Source organism: Eubacteriaceae bacterium Marseille-Q4139 (assembly GCA_018223415.1).
Classification (GTDB): domain Bacteria; phylum Bacillota; class Clostridia; order Lachnospirales; family Lachnospiraceae; genus CABSIM01.
On sequence record JAGTTQ010000001.1, the window covers coordinates 547,718 to 573,112 of the forward strand.

Here is a 25,395-nt window from a genome sequence, read left to right on the forward strand (position 1 = left end):
TTCCCCCCGGATCATGCGCCGGGATACTGGTATTCTCTCATAATAAGCACCCGTAGCCTGTAAAGCTGCGACATCAAAGACGCCGGGCTGTCGCAGAGAAGCTCCGGCTCTCTGCCCTCGTGAAGGATTGTGATCCCCTCCTGGAGCCGCCGCACATGGAGCCTCTTTTCTTCTTCCTCCGAAAAATCCCGGCCGGCCGACGCCCGCGAAAGCCGCTCCCGGAACACGGAAAGAGGCACCTGGTTCGTAAACCGCTCCACAAATACCGTCGGAATCCTGTCTTTTTCCCCACCGTCCAGGTTCCGATAAATCGGGTGGGACGAAAGATACGCCATCAACTCCGAACGGCCCGTAAAGTTCACCGAAAGCTCCCGGTTCTTTGTAAGCTCCATCTCCTGATACCGCAGAAGCAGCCTCTGGAACACGGCCTTAAAGGAGCCGGCCGGAAATTCCATGTGATGAAGGCTGTCCCAGAAGGCGCGGTCGGTAAAATAGAGGAAATCCGTACCGTCACAGTGATGTTCCACCGCCTGCCAGAGCGCTTCCCTGTCCGGGAACTCCGAACCAGGTGCCTTTAAAAACGCCTCAGAAAGCGCCTCGGACATGAATTCCAGAATCGAGACATGACGGTTAAAAAATACCTGGGTATAGGAATAGTACCGGTTCATTAAAAACTGGTCGGCGATGGCGATGCCTTTCGGATGGACGCCGATGATCTCCGTCCCCCGGTACATGGTGGACGACAAATTCCGAAGGAACAGTCCCAGCTCGAAGTTTCCGTAACTGGTACCGGAAAAGGTAGCATCCCGCAGGATGTAGTCGATGCGGTCGGCGTCCAGCTCCGAGTGGATGAGCTGCGCCGGCCCTGAAATTTCCGGGTTCCGCTCCACGTTCCCGGTGATGATGTCACAGATATTTTCGATGGTAATCAGACGGCTCCCGCCGCAGCGGGCCTCGATAATCCGCCGGATATCCCGGTCGCTCTCGATGACCTTTTTTGTCACCTGCTCATGGTGGTAGGGATTTCCCGCCTGCTGCATGTAGAGGAACGGCTCCTCGTCGAGAGACTCTATGGTTTGCCGCACATGGGCCCGCTGGCGCTCCAAAACGTCCCCTGTCCCGTCCTCCTTCGCCTTGTAGGCCCGCTCTCCCACATGGGACAGGGGATAATGGCCGATGTCATGGAGAAGGCCGGACAGGCGCACAAGCTGGCGCTTTTCCCCGTCATAGCCAAGCTGCACCGCCATCTGATCCGCCACATGCATGACACCAAGGGAATGGATGAACCGCGTGTGCTCGGCGCCGGGAAAAATCCAGTTGGTGAGGCCGAGCTGCTTGATGCCCTGGAGCCGTTTAAAAACAGGGAGCTCGATGAGCTCCTTTTCCACCTGGGTGAACTCGATGAAGCCGTGGACGTTGTCAAGAATCTTGTCGGTAAAAATAAGCCGGTATTCTCCCATGTTTCCCTCCCCCGTTAGTATCCGTTAACTTCGTATGCCGTATAGCCGCAGACCAGACGGTAGCCCAGGGACTCTGCCAGATCTTTGGAAATCTCTGTGTGGGCGTCCCAGGAGGGCCAAAGCCCCCTCTCCAGGCAGGCCTTTATAAGCGCCGCGCCGCAGGCACGTGCAAGCCCCCTTCGCCGGAACTCCTGCTTTGTATCAATCTCTATTTCGATGCCGCCCGGAAACGCCGAATAAGACGATGCGCCGGCCACCGGCTTTCCGTCCAAAAGCGCCAGGACGCCAAGCCCCATCTTCTCATAGGCCGCAAAGGAACCAAACTGTCCTGGGAGGTCTTCGCTCCACTTATCCTTAAGGCATGCCTCATAAAGCTTTTCGTCCATGGGAGCCAAAACGAACCCTTCCGGAACCGGCGCCGTGACAGAAGAAAATGCCTCCGGCCCTGAAAATTCCATCTGATAGCGGGTAATCTTTTTCGCCCGCTCCCCGTAAGCTTCCTCAATAAAACGCCCCCAGCCTTCGTCTCCCGGCACGAGAATCATATAGTCCTTTTCATGTCCCGGCACACGGAACGAGGCAAGCTCCTTATCCGGCTCTCCGCCGAACAGGCAGAAATCCCCCAGATTCACCATGGCCGCCGTCCCGTTCCCGTACACGTCCCCCATGATGCCTGCAAGGGCCGAATGAATCAGGGTATCCTTTCTCCCCGCGAAAAACGGCGCTGCCGCCTCCGGGTTTTCCAGTTTCCAGATCATGACGTTTCTCCTTTTCCATCCTCTCCGGCCGGGAGCAAAAGCATTTCAAGCTCCGCCTTTGTCCCGCCAAAGACATTGAGATCCACATACGCTTCCGCCCCCGCATGGCCGGAAAGCTCTCCGCGGTCAGAATACTGCCAGAACGTCCATGTCCTGCCGATGTCGGCGGGCGGGTAATAGACATTCCGTATCCAAAGAGGATATCCGTCGAATTTCCCTTTTAAATACCGATGATACACCTTGTAAGTCGTATAGATCACCGGCTTTTTCCCGTATTCCTTCTCCAAAAGGGCCAAAAACTCCGAGAGGCTTTCCGTCACCGCTTCCTTTGGCGGCGGATTCGCCTCCTTATCCCCGTAATACTCCACGTCCACGGCCGGAGGCAGGTGTCCGGAAAGGTCTCCTGCCGTACTGATAAAGTGTTCCGCCTGGGTCTCAGGGCTGCTGTCAAAGCTGAAGAAATGATAGACGCCTGCCGCGATTCCGGCCGCGTCCGCCCCAGTCAGGTTTTTGAAAAACTCCGTATCCGTGTGGCTGCTCCCCTCCGTAGCCTTTATATAAGCGAACTGAACGCCCTGCTCTTTAAACAGCTCCCAGTCCACGCTTCCCTGATGGTGGGAGACATCGACACCGAAAACGCCGTATTTTGAAGCAAAGACCGGTGTCAGGCGTCTCCCATAAGCAGCCAGAATTAAAACCAGTGCGGCAGCCGCCAATAACACGGAGAGAATCAGCCATTTCTTCCGGCGGCTTAGGAAGCGCGCCCTCTTTTCTTCCATTTGTCCCATAACCGCCCTACTCCTGCAAAAATTCCGCCATCACATAGTTGCTCACGTCCATGCCATAGTCTGTTAAGAAAAACCGTCCGTCCGAAAGGTTGGCCGCACCTTCCTTTACAAACCGCTCCATGACGCCTGGGTACACGGCGGCGGCGTCCTCACCGAACCGCTCTTTAAATTCTGCCAGGGACACGCCTTTTGTGAGCCGCAGCCCCAAAAAGAAGAACTCTTCTTCCATATCCTTTTTTGTGAGCTGCACCTCGTTTTCATACGTCCCGGCCGCCGATGCCAGATAGGTTTCCATGTCCCCATGTCCTGAAAACCGCTTCCCGTTCAGGTAGGATGCCGCCCCGAGGCCTAGTCCCAAATATGGTACCCCTGTCCAATAGCCGATGTTGTGGAGGCAGGCAAAGCCCGGCTTTGCATAGTTGGAGATTTCGTACCGTTCATAGCCGCATTCCCTTAAAAATGCCTTTGTCCGGTGGTACATCTCCCGCTCGGTCTCCTCGTCCGGAAGAAGCTTTCTTCCCGCCTCGCTTCCATAGGCCTCATAAAAAGGCGTCCCTTCCTCGACGATCAGGCTGTACGCCGAAATGTGCTCCGGCGAAAGCTCTGCCGTCCGCTTTAGCGTCTCCATCCAGGAGTCCGCCGTCTGGCCGGGAAGCGCCGACATGAGATCCACGTTGATGTTTTCAAAGCCGCATTCCCTGGCCGCCCGGAAGCTTTCCAGGAAATCTTCAAAGCTGTGGATCCGCCCCAGGGCAGAAAGCTCCCTTTCCTTTGCCGACTGGAGGCCGAAGCTTAGACGGTTGATGCCGGCCCGGCGGTAGGAGAAAAGCTTTTCCTTCGTCACGGTGCCGGGGTTGGCCTCCATGGAGATTTCCGCATCCGGCTCCAGGGAAAAATTTTCCCGCAGGACGGAAAACAGCTCTTCCATCCATTCCCCTTTTAATATAGAAGGGGTGCCGCCGCCCACAAACACGGTTGAAACCGTATTGTCCCGGCAGACGGCACCCATTGTCCTCATCTCTTCCATCAGCTTTTCCACATACCGCCTCTTCGTCCCCTCATCTGCGGGAAACGATAAAAAGTCGCAGTAGGCGCATTTCTTTACGCAGAACGGGACGTGGATATAAAGCTCCATGTTTTTTTTCATCTCAAACCTTCCAGATACTTCTTTACCATGAGGAGCTCGCCCATTTCCAGGCAGAAGCCGGGATTTTCCTTTTCTGTCTCCGAAAGCACCGTCTCCATGTCCATCCAGCAGACGGCTTCCACCTCTGATTCCTGAAGGGAGAGCCCATGTTCATCCACCGGCTCCGTGTACACATAGACGGCGCCCAGCTCATGATTTCGGAACGGCTTTCCAAAAAACGTCCCCGAATACTGTTCCTCATAAAATCCAAGGAAGGAAAGCTCGTCCTCCCGGCACGCGATGCCAAGCTCCTCAGAAAGCTCCCGCACGGCCGATTCCAGAAAGCCGCTTCCCGCCGGCACATGGCCGGCACTCGACGTGTCGTAGCAGCCGGGAAACGACTCCTTTTCTCTGCTCCGCTTCTGGAGGAGAAGGTCAAAGCCGCCGTCCTGCCGCCGTCTGGCGATCCAGATATGGCTTGTCCTGTGGAAATCACCGCGCTTGTGGACGAGCCCACGCTCCCTCACAAGTCCCGTCGGGTTCCCGTCTGCATCCAGCACGTCTAAAAGCTCCATGGGCGTCCCGTCGAGGACAGCTTCCTCCAGACTGTCGCCGCGGTAGTGGAGCTTTAAGGAGAAAAACGGGTGTTCCTCCTTTAAAAGCTCAAAAAAGATCCTGTCGCCCTCCCAGAGGTTTAACGCGTCGATCTCATCCTTCCTGACCCATTCTAACGTCCCCTCGTCGCAGAGCACCGGCTCCCCCTCAAAGCCGTCGGCCGTATAGAGGAACATGTACTCTGCCTCCTCATCGTTATAGAGGAACGTCACGACGCCGCGGAGACGGTAAGAGGTGAGCCGGTAGCCTGTCTCCTCCATGGCCTCGCGGATTAAGCAGTCCTCCGGGCTCTCGCCTTTTTCAAACTTTCCGCCGATGCCGATCCATTTGTCCTTGTTGACGTCATGCTTTTTGCGGATCCGATGGAGCATCAGGTATTTGTCATCCTGTTCCAGATAACAGAGGGTCGTAAGCTTCATTTTTTTCTCCTGTGTCTATTCGTCGTCCAGCTTCAGGACGCTCATGAAGGCCTTCTGCGGAATCTCCACGCTTCCCACCTGGCGCATCCGCTTCTTTCCTTCCTTCTGCTTTTCCAGAAGCTTTTTCTTTCTCGTAATGTCGCCGCCGTAGCACTTGGCGAGGACGTCCTTTCGCATGGCCTTTACGGTCTCCCTGGCGATGACCTTGCCGCCGACGGCCGCCTGGATCGGAATCTCAAACAGGTGCCTCGGGATCTCGTCCTTTAATTTCTCGCACATCTTCCTTCCCCGCTCGTAAGCCGAGCCGCCGAACACGATGAACGATAAGGCGTCCACTTCCTCTTTATTGATGAGGATGTCAAGCTTCACCAGATCCGACTTTTCATAGCCCTTTAACTCATAATCAAAGGATGCGTAGCCGCGGGACCTGGATTTTAACGCATCAAAGAAATCGTAGATAATCTCGTTGAGCGGAAGCTCATATTTTAAGAGCGCCCGCGTGGCCTCCATGTACTCCATGCCCAGATACACGCCGCGCCGCTCCTGGCACAGCTTCATGATGGCGCCCACAAACTCTGTCGTCACCATGATTTCCGCCGTGACGATGGGCTCTTCCATATAGTCGATTTCCGACGGATCCGGCAGGTTCGTCGGGTTCGTCAGGTCAAAGACCTCGCCGTTGGTCTTGTGGACGCGGTACACAACGCTGGGCGCCGTCGTCACAAGATCCAGATTATATTCCCGCTCCAGCCGCTCCTGGATGATTTCCAGATGGAGAAGGCCCAGGAAACCGCAGCGGAAGCCAAAGCCAAGCACCACCGACGTCTCCGGTTCAAAGAACAGGGACGCGTCGTTTAAGCGCAGCTTTTCCAGGGCGTCGCGCAGTTCCGGATACTTGGCGCCGTCGGCCGGGTAGAGGCCGCAGTACACCATCGGCGTCACCTTTTTGTAGCCGGGAAGCGGTTCGGCACACGGGTTCTCCCTGTTTGTGATCGTATCGCCGACGCGGGTGTCGCGGACGTTTTTAATGCTGGCCGTGATGTAGCCAACCATGCCGGCGCTTAATTCATCGCAGGGGATGAACTGGCCGGCGCCGAAATACCCGACCTCCACCACGTCGTAGGACGCCCCCGTCGCCATCATACGGACAGGAGTCCCCTTCTTTACGGTGCCCTCCATGACGCGGCAGAACACGATGACGCCGCGGTAGGAGTCGTAAAGGGAGTCGAAAATAAGCGCTTTAAGGGGCGCCTCCGGATCGCCCTTCGGCGCCGGGATTTTATGGACGATGGCCTCCAAAACCTCGTCGATGCCGATGCCCATTTTCGCGGAAATCCGCGGGGCGTCCTCGGCCTCGATGCCGATCACATCCTCAATTTCCGCCGCCACCCGGTCGGGTTCTGCGCTCGGAAGGTCGATTTTATTGATAACCGGGAACACATCCAGGTCATGATCCAGCGCCAGATAGACGTTCGCTAACGTCTGGGCCTCGATGCCCTGGGCCGCGTCCACCACAAGGATCGCGCCGTCGCAGGCCGCAAGGCTTCTGGAAACCTCGTAGTTAAAGTCCACATGGCCTGGCGTGTCAATCAAGTTGAAAATATATTCTTCTCCGTCTTTGGCTTTATAAACGGTACGCACGGCCTGGGATTTGATCGTGATCCCCCGCTCCCGCTCCAGATCCATGTTGTCAAGCACCTGGGCCTGCATCTCGCGGCTCGTCAAAAGCCCCGTCTGCTCGATGATCCGGTCTGCAAGGGTCGACTTCCCATGGTCGATATGGGCAATGATGCAGAAATTCCTGATTTTGCTCTGGTCGGCTGCTGCCATTCTTTTACCTCTTTTCTCTTGTCTTCCTATATCAATATCGTTTTCAATATACCATTTTTTCAGAGTCCATGCAAGGACTTTCCGGGGCCTTCCTGCGCCTTTCAGACACATCTGCTTCCCCCTGCTTTCTCAGCCGCCGCCAAGCACTGCGTCCAGGATTTCCGCGAGAGGCTCCATGGCATTTTTCGCCTCCGCATATGTATTCGTCTGGGCGCCTACCTCGATGAGCACCGCCCGCGCCCGCACATGTTCGTTGTAGCGCAGGCCTTTCAAGTAGATGCGCCTGGTAAAGCCCGGGAACTGTTCCGCCGCCTTTAGCTGGAGCTGGAAGCTGAAGCCTAGGTTCGCGTCCCGGTTGGGGTTCGGCAGGTATTCGATGGGCCCGTCAGGCGTCTGGGACATGCCGTTGAAAAACATGATCTGGGCCGTCGGCTTCCCGTTCACCTCCGTCACAAGATGCGTCCCCTCGGCGACGCCGTCCCGGTGGACGTCAAGCACCACCTCGATGGACGGGTATTTCTGGAGAATCCCGGTAATTCCGTCTAATGCATATGTATAAGCCTGGCTCCGGTCCAGCTTCCCGTCCCGCAAATCGTAAACGCTTGTGTCATGGATGACCTCATAGCCCTTTTCCTCCAAAAGCCCGGCCAGGTACGTTCCGACGCCGACAATGGTCGCCTCCGGGTTCTCTGAAAAGTCGGAAAACTCCTCCTGGGAGTGGGTGTGGTAGATGAGAATCTGCGGCCCGTCGGCCTCCTTGTCAATGGAAAAGTCCATGCTCAGGAATTTTTCCGCATTCATCACGTCGCGGCCGGCTGTCGTCGTCGGATGGACGCTGTAAAAATTTTTCATGAGATAGTCATAATCGGCCAGCTTTTCTAAAATAAATGCCGGTTCCGCCGCCTTTTCCGAGATTTTCTCACCGATTGTCCCGGGAGGCGCGGCGGCGTTTGCCGCTGCCGTCATGTCTGTCCCGGCCGCGTCCTGGCTGCCGTTTTCAGGGGTGCCGGCATCCTCTTTCCCGGCTCCCAGCTGATTTCCGGCTGCGCTCTCCTGGCCGGCCGGATTGCCCTGGGCGCCGGTTCCGGCTGCGAAAGAGTTTCCCTGCCCCTCCGAAGCTCCGGCCCCGGCCGCATCCTGCTCACTCCCCGCCGCGTTTTCCTCTCCCGCCAAAGCGCCGTCTCCGCCAGCGGTTTTCTCCCCGTTTTCGCCGTTCCGGCCGCTTTCAGCCAAAAGCCTCTCATACGCGTTCCCCTGGCTCTCCGACAGTGCCGCAAGCAGCGGGCTCTCCCGAAGCAGCCAGGATTTGGCCGCTCCGTCCTCTTCCGCGCCAAAAAGCGCCGGGCACGCCTGCTTCATGATCCGTCCCGCAAGCCGGACGCCGTATGAATCATAGATTTTTCTCCCGGCCTCAGAAACCGGCCCGCGAACCGCCCAAAAAAAGAGCAGGAGAAAGAAAACGGCAAGTCCCCATATGGCCGTCCTTTTGTAATAGCCGGACTTCCGTATGAACCAGTACCATCTTCTTCTCATGCCCCCACCGCCCGGAGAATCTCTTTCCTTTTATTCTATGTGGGACAGCCGGATTTCTTACCTGAAAAACGCCTCATGGATCGCCTCCGCCACCGTCCGGCTTAACCGTTCCACTTTTTCGTCAATATCATGGGGTGTCACATACATGGGGCCGAACTGGGGCTCCAGAATTTCCCGGATTAACTCATACTGCTCCTCCGGCTCCAGATTTTCCACAAAATCGCCGTACTGGCCCGTAGCCGTGTTCCTGCGAAGAAGCTCTGTCATGGCACCAACCGTATCATGGACGATGGCCGCCGCGCCTACCACGGTCGGGACGCCGAGGGCAAACACGGGGACGCCAAGGCTCTCCTTTGTAAGCCCGCTTCTGTGGTTCCCGACGCCGGAGCCGGGGTGGATCCCCGTGTCGGAAAGCTGGATGGTGACGCCGAGCCTGTGTACCGTTCTGGCAGCCAGCGCGTCGATGGCAAGGACAGCGTCCGGCCTTGTCTCCTCGATGATGCCGCGCAGGATTTCCGCCGTCTCCATGCCGGTCTGTGCCATGACGCCGGGGACAATCCCGGAAAGCACGGGAAGGCCCTGTTCCTCAGAAAAACCCTCTCCGTATTCGGTGCAGAGATGGCGCGTCATCGGAAGATGCTCCAATACCCGCGGCCCCAAAGAATCCGGCGTCGCCTCCGGGTTCCCAAGCCCCACCACCAGCACCGACGGCTTTCTTTGGTCAAGCCGGAACCCGCGGCGGGAAAACAAAAGCCTGATCTGTCTTGCCAGCTCCTTTGACGTCTCCTCATGGGAATCCTGCTTAAAAAGGAGCGGTGCCTCCAGTGTCAGATACGTGCCCACCGGCTTTCGCATGCTCCGTGCACCCTGTTCATTTTTAATAACAACCTCTGTGAGGCGGATCCCGGAATCTTTTTTCTCCCATTCCCTTAGCTCCACGCCTGAAATCTCGCCGCCGTCTCCAGGAAAGCTCTCCCGCTCTTCCATGGCAAGGTCGGTCCTCACCTCAAAGGTCTTTCTTTCTGTCTCTTCCATTCTCGTTTCCTTTCTCGCTGGCGGATGTTTTTTGCCCTTTCTGCCTGTATTTTTCGTTACGATTCACAGCTACTCCACCCACATGCGCACTCGTCGCATCTAAAGATGCTCCAGTCCCGCTCCTTACGGAGCTAAGACTGCTTATGTGGGTGGAGTGACTGCTTCGCAGTCCTGATTCAAACCGCCGCACAGCGCCTTACATGCGAGCATGACGCCGCTGTGCGGCGGTTTGAATCGGCTGTGAATCGTAACTATTTTTCCGCAAAAAACAGGGAAATATGTATTGACATTCCAGGCAAATTTCGTTAGAATACAATAGTATGTTTACATTGAACTGTCCGTGTCCAGACTTTGATGCAAAACAAACAGCGATTATATCATGTGGAGGTGTACAGATTGGCTAACATTAAATCTGCGAAGAAAAGAATCCTGGTAGCAGAGACGAAGGCTGCCAGAAACAAAGCGATCCGTTCGAGAGTAAAAACTTATGTAAAGAAAGTGGAAGCTGCGATTACTGCCGGTGACAAGGCTGCTGCACAGGCTGCGCTTCTTTCCGCCATCAGCGAAATCGACAAAGCTACTTCCAAGGGCGTATATCACAAGAATACGGCTTCCAGAAAAGTATCCCGTTTGTCCAAAGCTGTGAACGCAATGGCTTAATCATAAGACTGGATCTCTTAACACATAAATAAACGATATCCAAAACGCTTTCCTGCTGGGTGTACCAGGAAAGCGTTTTTTCTTTTTGCATGAAAGGCCATCCGGCCGCAATCCTCTTGATTTTTGCAGCGGCATCTCATATAATAACTTTTAGTTAGTTTTTCCTAACTTTTTTATATTTATAGAAAGGAACAGACCTGCTATGAAGATGACAACATCCAGGGTATCCGATACTGAAAAATATATCCGTCTCCAGGACGGTACCGGCCACGCACATATTCAGGTGTATCAGGTCTTTCCCGGCGTCGAGCTGGCCTACCGAAACATCAGCATGAAGCAGTGTCCCATGGGAAATCCCAAAGATGGAACCTTCCTGGAAATCCATTACTGCCGCGAAGGGCGGATGGAATACTGCCTGGAAAATGACTGCCATTATCTGTTTCCCGGCGATCTGTCCGTTTTCTTCCGCCGCCAGGCGCCTCAGACGCCGTCTTTTCCCACCGGACATTACCGCGGAATATCGGTCGGGATCCATATGGAAACGGCGCCGCAATGCTTTTCCTGTTTCTTAAAGGACGTCAAAGTCCAGCCGCGCAAGATTGCCTGCCGGCTTTGCAGCAGCTGCCCGTTTTTCATTCTCCACAGCCAGGCGCAAATGAAAAGCTTCTTTTCCGCACTCTATGAAGTTCCGGAAAGCCAGCGGGCAGGCTATCTAAAAATCAAGGTAATGGAACTTCTCTATATCCTGAACGGGATTTCCGAAGAAACGCCTGCCGCCGCAGTTTCCTCCGCTCATGGGCAGCTCCGTCTGGCCCGGTCGGTTTCCGCCCATTTAAAGGAAAATCTTGACGAGAAAATCACCGTATCCGAACTGGCGCGGCAGTTCCACATCTCTGCCCGCCACCTTCAGACTTCCTTTAAGAGCGTTTACGGCGTCTCTGTTTTTTCCTATATAAAAGTTCTGAAAATGCAGGAGGCCGCGCATGCGCTGGCAGAAACGGAGCTTCCCGTCCTGGAAATCGCTGCCCGTTTCGGCTACAACAATCCCAGCAAATTTTCCTCAGCCTTCCAGAAGGTCATCGGAAAGACGCCGCTGGAATACCGGAAAGCACACCGCAGATTTTAGACCTGCGGGAATAAAGAACATCCATTCCCGTTTGGAGCATTTCTTTTCGCTTTTGGAGTAGAGAAACCGAAGCCTTTGTGATAAACTGGATAAGCCTTCGTTGGTAAGGCTTTCTTTTTTCACAAGCAGTTAGTTAAAACTAACAAATATGAAAATTACAGAAAGGAGGGAATCATGTTTCCATGTTCCATAAAATCTGCCAGAAAAGCTGGTTCGGTACCCTGATCCTTACGGCGCTTCTGGTGCCGTTATCCATTTTTTCTCTGTTTGTCGGAGTCATCGACCTCGACGTGCAGACGCTTTTTTCCGGCGGGGACGCTATGAAATGGAAGATCTTTCTGCTGTCCCGGATCCCGCGGCTTTTCGCCGTGCTCTGTACCGGGGTGGGTATGAGCGTCGCCGGCCTTATTATGCAGCAGCTCTGCATGAATAAATTCGTATCGCCTACCACAGGCGCCACAATTTCTTCGGCCCAGTTCGGTATCCTGATGTCGTTAATTTTCATGCCGAACGTGGGCATGTGGGGCAAAACGCTTTTTTCCTTTTCGACGGCAATTTTAGGCACCTGGGTCTTCGTCTGGTTCATCCAGAAAATCCAGTTCAAAGATACGGTGCTGGTGCCCCTGGTCGGAATCATGTTCGGCAATGTGATCGGCGGCATCACCAATTTCTTTGCCTATAAATTCGAGGTGACACAGCAGCTTTCCTCGTATCTGGTGGGTTCCTTTTCCCTGGTGATCCGCGGAAGCTATGAGCTGGTGTTCTTAGCTGTTCCCCTGGTGGTGCTGGCCTTTCTTTATGCCAACCACTTCAACATCGTGGGGATGGGAAAGGATTTTGCCGGAAACCTGGGCGTCAATTACCGCGTCATTCTGTTTCTGGGCCTGACAATCGCCGCCGTCATCACGGCCAGCGTTGTCACCGTGGTGGGCTCGATCTCCTATATCGGCCTCCTGGTTCCCAACATTGTCGCCATGTTCCGCGGCGATAAAATCCGCGGGACGCTGACTGATACGGCCCTGTTCGGCGCTCTGTTTGTTCTGGCTGCCGATATCATCGCCAGATCCGTAATTATGCCCTACGAGCTTCCCATCGAACTGATTATCGGCATTGCCGGAAGCCTGTTATTTATCGTCCTGCTCTTATACAAGCTGAAGCATGGCAGGACATCCATCCGTCTGGGAAAAGCAAAGGAGGGAGGAAGCTGTGGTTAGATCAAAGGCCTTTCAGAAAAATATCTTTTTGCTGCTGGTTTTAGCGGCACTTGTTATCATGGCAGGCGCCGGCTACCTGCTTATGGACTCAAAAATGCATAATCCGAAACTGTTCCGATTTGTACTGAGCCTGCGGCTCCCCACGTTAGCCGTCATGCTGACAGCCGCTTTTGCCATCGGGGCTGCTTCCATCATTTTTCAGTCCGTCATCAACAACCGGATCGTGACGCCCTGCCTTCTAGGCATGAATTCCATGTACACCCTGGTACATACGGCGGTGGTGTTCTTTGCAGGCTCCGGCAGCCTCTTAGTGACAAACAGCAATCTGTCCTTCGCCGTCGACTTACTCATCATGGCCGTCACAGCCACCTTTATTTACGGGTATCTGTTCCGGAAAACCAACCACAACGTGCTGTATGTCCTGTTAATCGGTACGGTTCTGTCCTCCTTCTTCGGGAGCATCCAGTCCACGCTCGTGCGGATCATGGATCCCAACGAATACGACTCGCTTCTTGTATCGCTGGTGGCCGATTTCAACAATGTAAACGCCGAAGTCATTGGCTTTGCCGTTGTCCTTTTAGGCGGTCTTGCATTTTTCCTGCGAAAAGACCTGGCGCTTTTGGACGTCATCACCCTCGGAAAGGATCAGGCCATCAACCTCGGCGTCGATTATGACAGGACGATCCGCCGGCTTCTGTTAGGCGTGGTGCTCTGTATCGCCGTTGCCACGGCCATGGTGGGGCCCGTGTCGTTCCTCGGCCTGATTATCGCAAATCTGGCCCGCCAGAGCCTCAATACCTACCGGCACGGCCTCTTAATCGTCGGCTCTGCTCTCATGGGGATGTTAGCCATCATCGCCGGCCAGCTTGTGATGGAGCATGTCTTCTCCTTTGCCGTCCCCATCAGCACCTTTATCACCATCGGCGGCGGCATTTACTTTTTATACCTGCTGCTCTTTAAGAAGGGAGGAAATTAAACTTTTGAACGTCCTGGATCTGATAAAAAAATATGATGGAAAGACCGTCGTAGATTCCGTCAGCTTTGAAATTCCCAAAGGCAAGGTACTCTCTTTAATCGGCCCCAACGGGGCGGGAAAGTCCACGGTCATGGGGATGATCTCCCGCCTGATCGCAAAGGATGCCGGCGTCATCTGCTTTGAAGAGAAAGACATCTCCAAATGGAAAAGCCGCGACCTGGCAAAAAAGCTGGCAATTTTAACGCAGCACAACAATGTGCAGATGAAGCTGACCGTGCGCGAGCTGGTGGCTTTCGGCCGCTTCCCCTATTCCGGAAGCCGCCTGACAAAGGAAGACGAGGCCATGATCGATCAGGCAATTTCTTATATGGAGCTGGAGGAGTTTGAAAACCGCTTCATCGACGAGCTCTCCGGCGGCCAGAGGCAGCGCGCTTACATTGCCATGGTTATCGCACAGGATACGGAATATGTGCTCCTTGACGAGCCCACCAACAACCTGGACATTTATCACGCCTCCAGGATGATGCGGACGGTGAGGAAGCTCTGCGACGAGCTTGGAAAAACCGTCATCCTGGTGCTCCATGAAATCAATTACGCCGCCTTTTACTCCGACTATATCTGCGCCTTTGCCGACGGGAAAATTAAAAAATTCGGAACGGTGGACCAGGTTGTTACCAGGGAAAACCTTTCTGAAATATATAAGGTTGATTTCGAGATTATCCGAGTCAACGAAAAACCACTGTCCATCTATTATTAACAACACAAGGAGGAGTTTATGAAAAAACATGGACTTGCACTGGCCCTGACCTGCATGGCGGCGCTCGCGCTTGCCGGGTGCGGCACTGCGAAAAGCACAGAAACCACGGCAGCCTCTTCTTCGGCTGCCGAAACAACAAAAGACATGTCTTCTTCTGCTTCAGAGGAAACCGGTTCTAAACAAGCCGCCTCAGAAAGCCTGGCGGATGCCCCGGAATCCGTCACCATCCAGTCCTATAACGGAGAACGCGAGCTTGTGGAGCTGGAGATCCCTTATGACCCGCAGCGCATTGCCATCCTAGACATGGCGTCCTTAGACATCCTCGATGCGCTCGGTCTCGGAGACCGCGTTGTCGGAAGCGCCTCCACCACCATTGACTATCTGCTGGACTATGTCCCCTCCGATGAAAATGGAATCGCCAATCTGGGAACCATCAAGAATGCCGACCTCGTGGAGGTAGCTGCCTGCGAGCCTGACGTCATCTTCATCGGAGGCCGCTTAAACAGCGTCTACAACGATCTGGCAGCCATTGCGCCTGTCGTCTATCTCTCCACGGATTCCGAACTTGGTGTCGTTCAGAGCACTGCGGCCAATGCCAGAACGATTGCCTCCCTCTTTGGAAAGGAAGCGGAGATTGATGCCATGACCTCCGGCTTTGATGCCAGAATTGCTGCAATAAAAGAGGAGTTTGGCGGAAAAAGCACCGTCGTCGGCATGTATTCCGGCTCCAATTTCAATGTCCTGGGCAATGATGGCCGCTGCTCCCTCATCGGCAGGGAACTTGGTTTTCAGAACCTGGGCGTAGATGCCGGTGAGGTCACCTCGACCCACGGAAACGAAGCTTCCTGGGAGACCCTTGTCTCTTTAAATCCCGGGTACATGTTCGTCCTGGACCGCAACACTGCCATCAGCAGCACGGAAGGCAATCCCGCCGTACAGGAGGCCATTGAAAACGACCTGATTAAAGAGCTGGACGTCTATAAAAACGGGAACATCGTCTACCTCGCACATCCCAACGTCTGGTACACAGCCGAAGGCGGCATCCAGGCACTCGACGTCATGATTTCCGACATCGAGACAGCCCTGGCTGATTAAATCAATCATTTAAAAAAGCAGGGAGCCGCCGCGGACTTCCTGCTTTTTTCTTCCTATCTGTACTTCCCCGCAATCAAAAGCTCCACCGCAAGCCGGTCGGAAAGCTTTCCCGTCTTCACCGCCTCCTCCGATTCCACACAGAGCGTCACATAAGACAAAATCTGCTCCCTTGTAAAGGCACGCGCCTGAGCCGTAAGCCTCCCGACGGCAAAAGGCGGAACCTTGAGCTTCGACGCGATGGTGCCCTTGTCGGCTCCCTGGCCCGTCAGTTCCTTTACCTGGAGAAGCTGGTTGAACTGCCTGGCAATTAAGAACAGGATCCGCATCGGCGGCTCCTTTAAGGTGAGCAGGTCTTCGTACAGATCCATGGCCTTTTTCGTGTTCCCTGACACGATGGCCGCCACCATATCAAAAATCCGGTTGGACACATGGACCGTCCCGACGGCATCCACGTCCTCCTTCGTAATCACCTCGCGCCCCATGGTATAGCAGATCAGCTTCTCCAGCTCCATGCGGATATTTTCCATGTCATCGCCGGTTCGCCCAAGGAAATACTCCATCACCGGCCGCGTAATCTTCCTTCCGTCTTTGGCCAGGATCCCGACGGCCCATTTCATGAGCTGATCCGTGTTCTGCTTTCCCAGCTCGGCCGCATAACCGGTTTCCTTTACCTTCTTAAAAAGCCGGTTCCGCTTGTCCACCTCGCTCTCGCAGAAAACCATGCAGGTGGTATCCGGGATCTGCGGCAGATACTCCACCAGCTCCTCGGGCGCGCTCTTAAAAAAGCCGCTGCCGTCGATGAGAATCAGACGGCGGTCGGCAAAAAAAGGCATGGTATCCGCCAGGCTTATAATCTCATGGACATCCGGTGATTTCCCCTCAAAATAATTGAAATTCATGGTGTCTTCGCCGGCGATGGCTTCCTTCAGCCGTTTTTTATAGCTGCTCACAAGAAACGGCTCGTCGCCGTAAAGGAGATAGACCCGCTTAAATTCCTTCGTTTTGATGTCCTGGTTCAATGTCTGCATGAATCCGCCTCCTCTCCGGAACAAACCAGATTCCCAACCTGGGCGATAGTCACTCCCTCCAGGTATTCCCGGCAGCGCTGATCCATGGAACAGCAGAGCTCCTCCATGACGCCTGCCATCCGGCTGTTCTCCTTTCTGCGTGTCACGGAGACAAACGTGACACCAAGGGCGTCTGCCACCATTTTAAGATCCACCGCCTCGGCATCAAGACAGAACATATAGCCGCCGTCACTTCCTTCCTTTGTCTCCACGAGCCCTGCCCGTTTGAGGCCGGCCAGGATTTTCCGCACCCTGGCCGGATTCGTGCCGACGCGCTCCGCGATCTCCTCGCTGGAATGGACGCCCTTTTTGCGGCTCAAAAAGACCGCCGCATGGACGCCGACTGCAAACTCCCCCGTCATTTCCTATTCCCCCTTCACGATCTCATAGGGCCAGTCTGTGATGCCCCCAAAATCGTACACATTCGTATATCCAAGCTCCAGAAGCTTTTCTGCCGCCTGGCGGCTCCTGTTCCCGCTCCGGCAATAGACCAGGATCAGCGCTTCCGGATCAGGAAGTGCCTCCGGCCGTTCCTCCCCGATGGACTCATTTGGGACAAGGACGGCGCCAGGGATGTGCCCCTCCTCATATTCCTCGGCCGTGCGGACGTCAGCCACCGTGGCCGCGCCGCCGTCCATGATCTGCTTTGCCATTTCAGCCGTTATTTTTTGATAGGATGTCTCTTCCCCGTACATGCTTTCTTCCTCCGTCACAGTTTCTCCGGCCGGCGGCTCCTGTTCCCGCCGTCCCTCCACGGTCTGACGGATGATGCTCTCCATCAGATCCTTATTTAACTGCCCGGCGGCATAGCCGAACACGTTGCCGTCCGCGTCAATCATGAAGGTTGTCGGGTAAGAAAAGACGCCGTACTGCCAGAACATTTCCCCGCCGTGATCCATCACGATGGGATACGTGTAGCCGTTTTCCTCAAGGAAGCTTTTGATCCCTTCCTCAGACTGCTCATTGCCGTAATCCGGCGCCGCAATGCCCAGGATCACCACCGAGTCATCCCCGGCCGCCTGATACTCCTCATAAATTTCCTGGATATCCGGCATTTCGTTTCGGCACGGCGGGCACCAGGTGGCCCAGAAGTTGAGGAAAACTGTCTTTCCCTTATAGTCTGACAGGGTATGCTCTGTTCCATACTGATCCTTTAAGGTAAAATCAATGGCCGGAAGCGCATCGGGAGCGCCGTCCCCTGCGTTTTCATCCTCTCCGGCGCCAGGCTGGCTCCCGTTTCCGGCACTGCCGGAATCCCCGGTTCCAGGCGCATCTTCATGATCCGCCGCGGCGTCCTCTTCCGGCGCACGCCCGGCACCCGTCCCGCCGGCGTCTCCTGCCGCCGGGCTCTGGCTTTCCGGCGCATTTTCGCCCTCTCCGGCTGCATCCCCGGAGGCATCCTGCTGAACGCTTCCTGTGCGTTCCGTCCCTGTCTCAGAAATCACAGACAGGTAGCCTGTCACGTCGTTCATCTTGCCCGTAAACATCAAAACGCCCATGACAATCATCAACACGGCACCGGCCTTTCCCGTGTACCGCACCACGTCTCCATGGCGCTTAAAAAATTCCAGAAGGGACGTGGTAAAGAATCCCACGGCCAGAAACGGCAGGACGAAACCGGCCGTATAGACGCCGATTAAAAGAAAACCGGCCGTCTTCGTCGCCGCCGACGCCGCCATCAAAAGAACGCTGGCAAGGGCCGGCCCCACACAGGGCGTCCAGGCAAAGCTGAAGGTAAAGCCCATGAGAAGAGCCGTAAGCGGCGACATGGCCAGCACATTGAGCCGGAACGGCAGGCGCCTCTCCGTCCCAAGCACCTTCGACTCCCCGAAAAGGCCAAGCTGGTACAGGCCGAACAGCACGACTAAAATCCCGCCGACCCTGGCAAACATCATCTGATTACTCTTAAAAAACCGTCCTGCGGCAGAAACACCGAGGCCGAGGACAAAAAAGGCAAAGCTTACCCCAAGGACAAAAAAGACTGTGTGGAGAAGCACCTTTTTCCTGTCGTAATAGAATCTCCCGTCTTCCCCGCGCTTTCCCGTCCCGCCCGACAGATAGCCGATATAGAGGGGGAGAAGCGGAAGGACGCAGGGCGAGAAAAAGCTCAAAAGCCCCTGCAAAAAAACGGTAACGGCAGGGACACTGACATCAACTGTAAAACCCATATGTTCATCCTTTCTGTAACTTTTTTTATTACAGTTTACCTCTGTAACAATAACAGAAAAGCCTGCGTTTGTCAACTGCCGCCCCCAAGAAAGCCACAGACGCGCACTGCCTCCCCGTCGGTCCAAAAAGTGACGGCACCGCTTTTGGCCGTCTCAAAAATCCGGACGCCATGGGCGAGGAGCCGCTCCTTCACCTCCTTTGCCGGATGCCCGTACCGGTTCCCCTCGCCGTAGGAAAACACGGCAAACTCCGGCCGCACAGTTTCAAGAAACGCCTCCCCGGTGGAACTATTCGAGCCGTGATGGCCTGCTTTTAAAACCGTCACCTGCCCTATCCCGCCGGCCGCCAGGATTTCGTTCTCCCCGTCCGTCTCCAAATCCCCGGTGAGAAGAAGCCGGAACCTTCCATACTCCAAAAGAAATACCAGGGATTCGCTGTTTCTGTCCGCGCAGATGGTATCCGGAAACGGATACAGGCATGACACGGCGGCTGTCACTCTCCCGCCGCCAAGGTTCCCCACGGCGCTCCCCCTCTCGATATACTCCACTTCCGTCCCGGCGGCCTTCGCCTCGGCTTCAATCTCCTCATAAACCTCATCCCCCTGTCCGGCCTTCGGCATCAGAAGCCTTGCGACAAAAATCCCTTCCTCCGGGTGGGTCAAAAGATACCGGATCCCGTTTATGTGATCCAGATCCCCATGGGTAATCACAGCCGTGTCTACCTGCTGCACACCGCGGCTCTTTAAAAACGGCGCCAGGCTGTATTCGCCGACAGACGCGTCCTGGCTGCTCCCGCAGTCCACCAGAAGGTTCCCGCCTGCCGTCTCAAGGAAAATCCCGTCCCCCTGCCCCACGTCTAAAAATGTCACGGAAAGCCCCGTCTTGGGAAGCGGCGCCAGAGAAAGCACGCCGGCGGCGAAAAGCAGGGCTCCGGCCCCACAGGCCGTCCGCTTCTTTCCCTTCTCTACCGGCCGCAGAAGCAAATACCTGCCAAAGACGATGCAGAGGACGTAAACGGCAAACTGCCAGCTCTCCGGCCGCCCCGTACAGACAGACGCACAGGGAAGGCGCTCCGCCTGCCGGCAAAGGGCCGCATAAAACCAGAGGATCCCGTGGCCGCCGCCAAGAGCCATCACAGCCAGAGGCAGGGAAACAAAGGAAAGTGCCATGGATAAAAGCCCGGAATACAGCACAAGCGCCATGGGCGGGATCACGAGAAGATTCAGAAAAATCCCGTAAGGCGGGAACGTAAACGAATGCCAGAGAAGGGCCGGCGCCGTGGCGGCCTGCACGGAAAGGCTGATGAGAAGGGCCTGGAAAAGCCCCTTTGCATGGAATTTCCGGATCATGGGCTGGCCGAGAAAGACGATGCCGCCCACGGCAAGAAACGAAAGCTGGAACCCGGCCTGGGTCAGAAGATACGGCTCCGAAGCCAGAAGAAGGAAGGCGGCCGCACAAAGCGCCGAAAGGATATCATACGTCCTCCCGGCAAAGGCCGCCCCAAAGGAGAGGATCAGCATAAACACCGACCGCCAGACTGACGGAGAACCGCCCACCAGGTACCCGTAACACAAAAGCAAAATCCCGGCCCCAAGCCCGGAAAGCCCGAACCCCAGGCCGCCCTTTTTAAGCACGCCGTAGATCCCGGCCCCGATGACAGCCATATGCAGCCCGCTGATGGCAAGCAGGTGGGAAATCCCGTTCCTCTGGTAAAGCCCGTAGATCTCATCGGAAAGGCCGGAGCGGTCCCCCAAAAGGGCCGCCTTGAAAATCCCGGCATTCTCCGGCTCCGCCGCCTGATCAATCCGCTCCGAAAGGACGTTCCGGACATACAAAATAGCTTCCGAAAGCCGCTTCTTTTCTCCGCGGATCACCGGGCTTTCATCTGCAAAAAACTGGAACGCCAGGCCGTCGGAAAAGCAGGAAAGCCGGTAATCGTACTCTCCTGGATTTCTCATGCCGTCAAAAACCGCCGGCCGGCCGCGGACAGAAACCCACATGCCGAGCCCCGGTTTCTCCCCAGGCTCCAGATAGCAGAGCACCTTTTCCGGCACACGTGTGCGTTCCGTTTCGTCTCCGATGGCACACCGCTCCAAAACAAGCCGCCACCCGCCGCCGGAAGAGACCTCCCGCTTTACCACCCGGCCGGAAAGGATACAGTCCTCCTTTTCGCCCCATTCCTCTGCCATGCGTTCGGCAGACAGGAGCCGCTCTGTCTTCACCGTCATGAGACCGGCTCCCAGAAACCATCCGGCCGCCGTCAGGCAGAGAACCGAGTATGGAAAGGTTTTCCCCTGCCGGGTTTGTGCCGCAAAAAAGGCCGGCCCGGCCTGCCGTCTCCTTTGGAACATCCAAAGAAGAGCCAGCCATGCCGCAGCCAGCCAGAATAAACCTTCTTTTTCCTGTATCCAAAGGGCCAAAGTCTCTCCAAGTACCAATCCCCCTGTCAGATACAGCAAAGGCCGTTTAATTGTTTTCCCCTCCTTCGATATACTCGTAGTTCCGCTCAAACGTCGTGTTGAGGGAGAGGGAATCCCGAAACAGCGCCTCCTGGGAACCGTTGATGCGGATCTGCACCCGGTTCACCGTGGAAAGCTCCGTCAGGGAATCCACGATGGAATACACGGGAATGTATTCCTTCACATTCAGCGTATTGTTTAAAAATGCCGCGTCCAGGTTCACGGAACAGACGGAATCGTTGACCGATACGTTTAAAACCTTCACGTCGGCAGGCAGCGTCGCAAAGCCGCCCTCCCCCGGCCCAAGGATCAGCTGTTCCACAATGAGCCTCTCCAAGGACGTGTTCGTGCTCCGCATAACCGTCCGCTTTTCCGGCACCAGCATGTCCCCGGCCTCGTTGGCAAAATAAAGCGTCAGCTCCGTCCGCTCAAAAGAGTTTACGTTGCGGATGCTGTCCACAAAATCGCTGGCCGACAAAAGCCCCACCGGGTTTCCGGACGCGTCCACAATCGGCTGCTCCGCGCAGTAAATCCCCAGGTAATCCACGCCGGGAATCTGCGTCATCGTCTTCGTAAGGGCCGCCCGGCAGAGGATCTCCCTGACTGCCCCCATCATCGCATAGTTGGCATCCGTATAAAGGTACAGCACGTTGTTTTCCTGCCGGTACGTGATCTTCTCCACCCGCTCCGGCAGAACCGTCTGGCAGTCGAGGCTCGGCGGCACCGCCGCCATCTGCGCCAGAAGCTCCTCCACAAGCGCCCCCGCATCCTCTGTCTCCGTCTCATATTCGCTCCCCACGAGCTGCGTGCCCGCAGAGTTCAGATAAAATACCTCATAGCCGCTTCCGCCGCCATCTTCTTCCGTCCCGGCAGAACAGCCGGAGACGAGAAGCAGAACGGAGACAGCAAGCAAAAATTTCCGGAATTTCATTCCCTGTCACCGCTCCTTTCCTACGGGATGTAAATCAGGGGCACACGCACCATGAAGGTCGTCCCCTCTCCCTCTGTGCTGTTGACGCGGACAGCGCCGTGATGCATCAGGATCACGCTCTTTGTGATTGCAAGCCCGAGCCCCGTGCCGCCGGTCTCCCTGGATCTGGCCTTGTCCACGCGGTAGAACCGCTCGAAAACGCGGTCCTGGAATTCCTTCGGGATGCCGATGCCGGAATCGGCCACCTTTAAATAAAAGAACTTGTGGTCGGCATCCAGGGTGACGCGCACCCATCCGTCTTCCTTATTGTACTTCACCGCATTCTCCACCAGATTGTTGACTGCCAGGGAGAACTTCACCTCGTCAATATCGGCCGTCACCTCGCGCATGCTCTCAAAAATCAGCTCAATGTTCCGCTTCTTCGCAATGGGGCGGATCCGCTTTAACACCATCTCTACCAGAGCATTGATGTTGGCCGGCGCAAAACTGTTTTCCTGGGAGGCCTTGTCCATGCGGACGAGGGTCAGAAGGTCGTCGATGATCTGGCTCTCCCGGTCAATCTCGTCGGAAATGTCCCGCATGAATTCCTCATAGAGCTCCTTCGGCGCCTCCTCCATGCCCATCAGAGAATCGGCTAACACCCGGATCGAGGTGATCGGCGTCTTTAACTCATGGGAGACGTTGGAGACAAACTCCTGCCTGGACTGTTCCGCCGCCTTTAAAGTCTTTAACGTCCTGTCGATGGCCATGGAGATATTTTTCGTCTCCCGGTAGGACGTGACAGCGATATCCTCGTCCAGGTTCCCGTCAGCCACCCGGTTGATGGATTTTACCAGGCTGTCAAAGGGATGCATGAGAATCCCCACCACAATCATCACCGCCACGAACATGACGGCAAAAATCACAATGGCATACAGGGAGGCCTTTTCCAGAAGGGCTTCCTCCAGGGCGAACATGGCCTCCGTCGACGCCGTCATCAAAAGGACGCCGGACGTCTTCCCGCCGTTCCCTCCGGCCGCCGCTGCCGTGCCGGCCGTCTCCGCAATCGGAACCGTCAGGACGATATACTGCTTCTTCGTGTCATAGGTATAAGTGGCCTCGCCCTGGAAGCAGCGGATGACTTCCTCGGAGATGCAGATTTTCCCCTCCGACAGGGCGAACGTGTCCTCCACAATCTTGAACCCGGAATTTACGATCAGGATCCGGCCGCTGTAAATATCCGCCAGCGTGGAAATCTCCGCATCGATGCCGGAGTTGTCCACAACGGAATTTGCAAGGTAGCCGTTCCGCGACATCTTGTTGCTTAAAATCTGGCACTGGTTCTGAACCTCGATGATCCTGTTCTCCACCTGGCTCTGGCGCGACGAGCTGGCAAGCACCCGCGCCTGGATCATCAGGGGCACCATGCAGAAAATCAGCGCCAGAATCACCATGGGCACCTTGACACTCGGCGTATGCTTATGATAAAAGCCCCTGAGAAGCTTCCAAACCGTCTTCATATTCTTCAACCATCTTCCTCGTAGCCGCCACCGCAAGAGTTCCCGGCCCCACATGGCAGGCGATGCTTAAGGAAAGCGGCGCCACCAGCACATCGGCATACGGGAACAGCTCCATCAGTTCCTTCTTAAATTCCTCGGCCGCCTCCGCATTCCTCGTGTGGGCCACGGCCAGATGCGTGAACCGGCACTCGCTGTCCTGGAATTTCGTCTCCAGATCCTTCTGGACGGCCGCCACCATGATAGACTTCGCCTGCTTCATGGTGCGTGCCTTGGCATAGGCGTCTAACTTCTCGCCGAAAATCGAGAGCACCGGCTTAAGCCTTAAAAGCGTTCCGAGGGCCGCTGCCGCCGGCGTAATCCGGCCGCCCTTTTTCAGGTATTTGAGCGTATCCACCGTAATATAAATCGTCGAATCGGCCGCCGTTTCCTCTAACCGCCGTTTGATGTCCGCGCCGGAAAGCCCCTTCTTTGCCAGCATGACGGCGTCCTTCACCGACTGCTCCTGGGTGACGGAAATCCTGTGGTTATCGACGACAAAGACCTTTCCCTCGTACTGCTCGTCCCCGGAAAGCATAAGCGCTGTCTCACAGGAGCCGGAAAGGCCGCTGGACATGGGGATATGCACCACCTGGTCATGGTCGGCAAGAAGCCTGTCCCACAAATTCATCACATCCTCCGGCGACGGCTGCGACGTGGAAATATCTGCGCCTGCCTCCTGTCTTCTATAAAAATCCTCCTGCGCCAGATCGACTTCCTCGAGATACGTCTCCCCGTCGATCATAAACGGCATCGGAAGCACAAAAATTCCCAGCTCCCTGGCATGTGCCTGTGTAATTCCGCTGTTGCTGTCTGCTACAACCGCTATTTTCATCCGTTTACCCCTTTCTTGCTCCAAACGTATTCTTCATTATTGTATCCTGTCCGCTGCGCGGCCACGATGCCTCCGGCGGATTTCAGCGCCCGGCTTTCCGCGGTGAACGCGGAAACCGGCTTGCGCAGGATACAATAACCGCTCTGCGGTTATTGTATCCTATTTTCAAAAGAAATGGAAGCACAAAACGTGATATCTCTGGACGAAATACAGAGGATGCGCTATAATAGCCGTAAATGACCGGTTTGATTTCGTAAGGAAAGGATGTTTTTCTGATATGCCGTACTGTCCGAAATGCGATATGGAATTTGTAGAGGGCGTCACGACGTGTACCGACTGCGGCGGCCCGCTCTATGACACAAAGGAAGAGGCCATGGCCGCTCTGGAAGCCTCCAGGAAACAGGAAGAAGAAGAGATGAAGCGCAGATACGAGGAATTCCTCGCTTCCCCCGAGGGCCAGCAGGCGGCCATGGAAGAAGCCGAAAAAGAGGAGAAAAAGACCCGGGTGCGCGCCTATGTAAAAAAGGAACAGCGGTACGAGGACATGAATTCCTCTGCCTCCGCCTTCTTTCTCGTGGGCGGCATACTGGCTGTGCTGGCCGTCCTCATGTGGAGCGGCTTTGTCACCCTGCCCATGGTGACGGTATCCCGCTATATTTTCCAGGGCGTCGTGACCGTTATGGCCGTCGGCTGTTTTGCCGTGGCTGTCTCCTCCAGACGGTCTGCGAAGGAATTAAAAATCCAGGCGGCCGACGAGGAGAAGGAAACCGAAGAGATCCTGCACTGGTTTTTAATCACCTACTCCGGCGATGATCTGGACAGCCAGATCCTCATGGACGAGCCGGACCTCTCCCCGGAAGAGCTGAGTTTAAAGCGGTTCGAGCTGATCCAGGATTACCTGATCACCGGCCGTGATCTCCCCGACCAGGCCTATGTGGACTCCCTCTGCGACATGATTTACGCGAAGCTGTACGATGAGAAAGAAGAATAAAGAAACTTGCGCTGCCG

General features: G+C 55.5%; 21 protein-coding genes and 1 pseudogene. 7 read left to right on the forward strand and 15 right to left on the reverse strand.

Annotated features, from left to right (window positions below):
- Positions 1-11 precede the first annotated feature (11 nt).
- From KE531_02670 to gpr, 8 genes are all read right to left on the reverse strand, one after another.
- Positions 12-1,460, reverse strand: a complete 1,449-nt coding sequence (locus KE531_02670; protein MBR9952532.1) for an HD domain-containing protein — start codon at positions 1,458-1,460, stop codon at positions 12-14.
- Between the two features lie 14 nt (positions 1,461-1,474).
- A complete protein-coding gene (locus KE531_02675; protein MBR9952533.1) occupies positions 1,475-2,218 on the reverse strand; it encodes a GNAT family N-acetyltransferase in 744 nt (247 codons plus the stop codon).
- Entirely contained in the window at positions 2,215-3,006 is a 792-nt protein-coding gene (locus KE531_02680; protein ID MBR9952534.1) for a glycoside hydrolase family 25, read from the reverse strand. The genes KE531_02675 and KE531_02680 overlap by 4 nt, the downstream gene beginning before the upstream one ends.
- 7 nt (positions 3,007-3,013) lie before the next feature.
- Positions 3,014-4,153 carry an oxygen-independent coproporphyrinogen III oxidase gene (locus KE531_02685; GenBank protein ID MBR9952535.1) on the reverse strand — a complete coding sequence of 380 codons (1,140 nt, stop codon included), beginning with the start codon at positions 4,151-4,153 and terminating at the stop codon, positions 3,014-3,016.
- Complete coding sequence (locus KE531_02690; GenBank protein ID MBR9952536.1) at positions 4,150-5,166, reverse strand: NUDIX domain-containing protein; 1,017 nt, start codon at positions 5,164-5,166, stop codon at positions 4,150-4,152. Before KE531_02690 ends, KE531_02685 begins: the two co-directional genes overlap by 4 nt.
- A gap of 15 nt (positions 5,167-5,181) precedes the next feature.
- A complete protein-coding gene (gene lepA / locus KE531_02695; GenBank protein ID MBR9952537.1) occupies positions 5,182-6,996 on the reverse strand; it encodes a translation elongation factor 4 in 1,815 nt (604 codons plus the stop codon).
- A gap of 129 nt (positions 6,997-7,125) precedes the next feature.
- Positions 7,126-8,355 (reverse strand): stage II sporulation protein P, encoded by a 1,230-nt coding sequence (locus KE531_02700; GenBank protein MBR9952538.1) that lies wholly within the window; start codon positions 8,353-8,355, stop codon positions 7,126-7,128.
- Positions 8,356-8,586: 231 nt separating this feature from the next.
- Positions 8,587-9,564, reverse strand: coding sequence for a GPR endopeptidase (gene gpr / locus KE531_02705; protein ID MBR9952539.1), 978 nt, complete (start codon positions 9,562-9,564; stop codon positions 8,587-8,589).
- Between the two features lie 396 nt (positions 9,565-9,960).
- Here gpr and rpsT point away from each other — a divergent pair, with 396 nt between their 5' ends.
- The 6 genes from rpsT to KE531_02735 all read left to right on the forward strand — a co-directional run bounded on the left by rpsT (position 9,961) and on the right by KE531_02735 (position 15,392).
- A complete protein-coding gene (rpsT, locus tag KE531_02710; protein ID MBR9952540.1) occupies positions 9,961-10,224 on the forward strand; it encodes a 30S ribosomal protein S20 in 264 nt (87 codons plus the stop codon).
- Between the two features lie 202 nt (positions 10,225-10,426).
- Positions 10,427-11,350 carry a helix-turn-helix transcriptional regulator gene (locus KE531_02715; GenBank protein ID MBR9952541.1) on the forward strand — a complete coding sequence of 308 codons (924 nt, stop codon included), beginning with the start codon at positions 10,427-10,429 and terminating at the stop codon, positions 11,348-11,350.
- 182 nt (positions 11,351-11,532) lie between these two features.
- Positions 11,533-12,564, forward strand: a complete 1,032-nt coding sequence (locus KE531_02720) for an iron chelate uptake ABC transporter family permease subunit (GenBank protein MBR9952542.1) — start codon at positions 11,533-11,535, stop codon at positions 12,562-12,564.
- The gene (locus KE531_02725) at positions 12,509-13,540 is read left to right on the forward strand and encodes an iron chelate uptake ABC transporter family permease subunit (protein ID MBR9952543.1); all 1,032 of its coding nucleotides are present in this window, start codon (positions 12,509-12,511) and stop codon (positions 13,538-13,540) included. The genes KE531_02720 and KE531_02725 overlap by 56 nt, the downstream gene beginning before the upstream one ends.
- Positions 13,443-14,297 (forward strand): ATP-binding cassette domain-containing protein, encoded by an 855-nt coding sequence (locus KE531_02730; GenBank protein MBR9952544.1) that lies wholly within the window; start codon positions 13,443-13,445, stop codon positions 14,295-14,297. The genes KE531_02725 and KE531_02730 overlap by 98 nt, the downstream gene beginning before the upstream one ends.
- Positions 14,298-14,351: 54 nt before the next feature.
- A complete protein-coding gene (locus KE531_02735; protein MBR9952545.1) occupies positions 14,352-15,392 on the forward strand; it encodes an ABC transporter substrate-binding protein in 1,041 nt (346 codons plus the stop codon).
- A gap of 53 nt (positions 15,393-15,445) precedes the next feature.
- Here the strand turns inward: KE531_02735 and holA are convergent, their stop codons facing one another.
- The 7 genes and pseudogenes from holA to KE531_02770 all read right to left on the reverse strand — a co-directional run bounded on the left by holA (position 15,446) and on the right by KE531_02770 (position 24,387).
- Entirely contained in the window at positions 15,446-16,420 is a 975-nt protein-coding gene (gene holA, locus KE531_02740) for a DNA polymerase III subunit delta (GenBank protein ID MBR9952546.1), read from the reverse strand.
- The gene (locus KE531_02745; protein ID MBR9952547.1) at positions 16,408-16,821 is read right to left on the reverse strand and encodes an Rrf2 family transcriptional regulator; all 414 of its coding nucleotides are present in this window, start codon (positions 16,819-16,821) and stop codon (positions 16,408-16,410) included. The genes holA and KE531_02745 overlap by 13 nt, the downstream gene beginning before the upstream one ends.
- Before the next feature lie 378 nt (positions 16,822-17,199).
- Positions 17,200-18,627, reverse strand: a pseudogene (locus KE531_02750) (redoxin domain-containing protein).
- Positions 18,628-18,698: 71 nt separating this feature from the next.
- On the reverse strand, positions 18,699-21,047 hold the full coding sequence (locus KE531_02755) for a DNA internalization-related competence protein ComEC/Rec2 (protein ID MBR9952548.1): 2,349 nt from the start codon (positions 21,045-21,047) through the stop codon (positions 18,699-18,701).
- Between the two features lie 46 nt (positions 21,048-21,093).
- On the reverse strand, positions 21,094-22,017 hold the full coding sequence (locus tag KE531_02760; GenBank protein MBR9952549.1) for a GerMN domain-containing protein: 924 nt from the start codon (positions 22,015-22,017) through the stop codon (positions 21,094-21,096).
- Positions 22,018-22,037: 20 nt separating this feature from the next.
- Positions 22,038-23,516, reverse strand: a complete 1,479-nt coding sequence (locus KE531_02765; GenBank protein MBR9952550.1) for a two-component sensor histidine kinase — start codon at positions 23,514-23,516, stop codon at positions 22,038-22,040.
- Positions 23,476-24,387: a DegV family protein gene (locus tag KE531_02770; protein ID MBR9952551.1), complete on the reverse strand. Its 912-nt coding sequence runs from the start codon at positions 24,385-24,387 to the stop codon at positions 23,476-23,478. The genes KE531_02765 and KE531_02770 overlap by 41 nt, the downstream gene beginning before the upstream one ends.
- Positions 24,388-24,664: 277 nt before the next feature.
- Between KE531_02770 and KE531_02775 the strand changes: the two genes are divergently transcribed.
- Positions 24,665-25,378 carry a hypothetical protein gene (locus KE531_02775; GenBank protein ID MBR9952552.1) on the forward strand — a complete coding sequence of 238 codons (714 nt, stop codon included), beginning with the start codon at positions 24,665-24,667 and terminating at the stop codon, positions 25,376-25,378.
- Positions 25,379-25,395 lie beyond the last annotated feature (17 nt).

What these genes read in the sequence shown, in the direction of transcription:
- KE531_02720 (MBR9952542.1), top strand. Translation starts at nt 11,533, where the DNA reads ATGTTCCATAAAATCTGCCAGAAAAGCTGGTTCGGTACCCTGATCCTT.
- KE531_02770 (MBR9952551.1), bottom strand. Translation starts at nt 24,387, where the DNA reads ATGAAAATAGCGGTTGTAGCAGACAGCAACAGCGGAATTACACAGGCA.
- KE531_02670 (MBR9952532.1), bottom strand. Translation starts at nt 1,460, where the DNA reads ATGGGAGAATACCGGCTTATTTTTACCGACAAGATTCTTGACAACGTC.
- lepA (MBR9952537.1), bottom strand. Translation starts at nt 6,996, where the DNA reads ATGGCAGCAGCCGACCAGAGCAAAATCAGGAATTTCTGCATCATTGCC.
- gpr (MBR9952539.1), bottom strand. Translation starts at nt 9,564, where the DNA reads ATGGAAGAGACAGAAAGAAAGACCTTTGAGGTGAGGACCGACCTTGCC.
- KE531_02745 (MBR9952547.1), bottom strand. Translation starts at nt 16,821, where the DNA reads ATGACGGGGGAGTTTGCAGTCGGCGTCCATGCGGCGGTCTTTTTGAGC.
- KE531_02760 (MBR9952549.1), bottom strand. Translation starts at nt 22,017, where the DNA reads ATGAAATTCCGGAAATTTTTGCTTGCTGTCTCCGTTCTGCTTCTCGTC.
- KE531_02675 (MBR9952533.1), bottom strand. Translation starts at nt 2,218, where the DNA reads ATGATCTGGAAACTGGAAAACCCGGAGGCGGCAGCGCCGTTTTTCGCG.
- KE531_02725 (MBR9952543.1), top strand. Translation starts at nt 12,509, where the DNA reads ATGGCAGGACATCCATCCGTCTGGGAAAAGCAAAGGAGGGAGGAAGCT.
- KE531_02715 (MBR9952541.1), top strand. Translation starts at nt 10,427, where the DNA reads ATGAAGATGACAACATCCAGGGTATCCGATACTGAAAAATATATCCGT.
- KE531_02735 (MBR9952545.1), top strand. Translation starts at nt 14,352, where the DNA reads ATGGCGGCGCTCGCGCTTGCCGGGTGCGGCACTGCGAAAAGCACAGAA.
- KE531_02685 (MBR9952535.1), bottom strand. Translation starts at nt 4,153, where the DNA reads ATGAAAAAAAACATGGAGCTTTATATCCACGTCCCGTTCTGCGTAAAG.
- KE531_02680 (MBR9952534.1), bottom strand. Translation starts at nt 3,006, where the DNA reads ATGGGACAAATGGAAGAAAAGAGGGCGCGCTTCCTAAGCCGCCGGAAG.
- holA (MBR9952546.1), bottom strand. Translation starts at nt 16,420, where the DNA reads ATGCAGACATTGAACCAGGACATCAAAACGAAGGAATTTAAGCGGGTC.
- KE531_02730 (MBR9952544.1), top strand. Translation starts at nt 13,443, where the DNA reads ATGTCTTCTCCTTTGCCGTCCCCATCAGCACCTTTATCACCATCGGCG.
- KE531_02775 (MBR9952552.1), top strand. Translation starts at nt 24,665, where the DNA reads ATGCCGTACTGTCCGAAATGCGATATGGAATTTGTAGAGGGCGTCACG.
- KE531_02765 (MBR9952550.1), bottom strand. Translation starts at nt 23,516, where the DNA reads ATGAAGACGGTTTGGAAGCTTCTCAGGGGCTTTTATCATAAGCATACG.
- KE531_02690 (MBR9952536.1), bottom strand. Translation starts at nt 5,166, where the DNA reads ATGAAGCTTACGACCCTCTGTTATCTGGAACAGGATGACAAATACCTG.
- KE531_02700 (MBR9952538.1), bottom strand. Translation starts at nt 8,355, where the DNA reads ATGAAGCAGGCGTGCCCGGCGCTTTTTGGCGCGGAAGAGGACGGAGCG.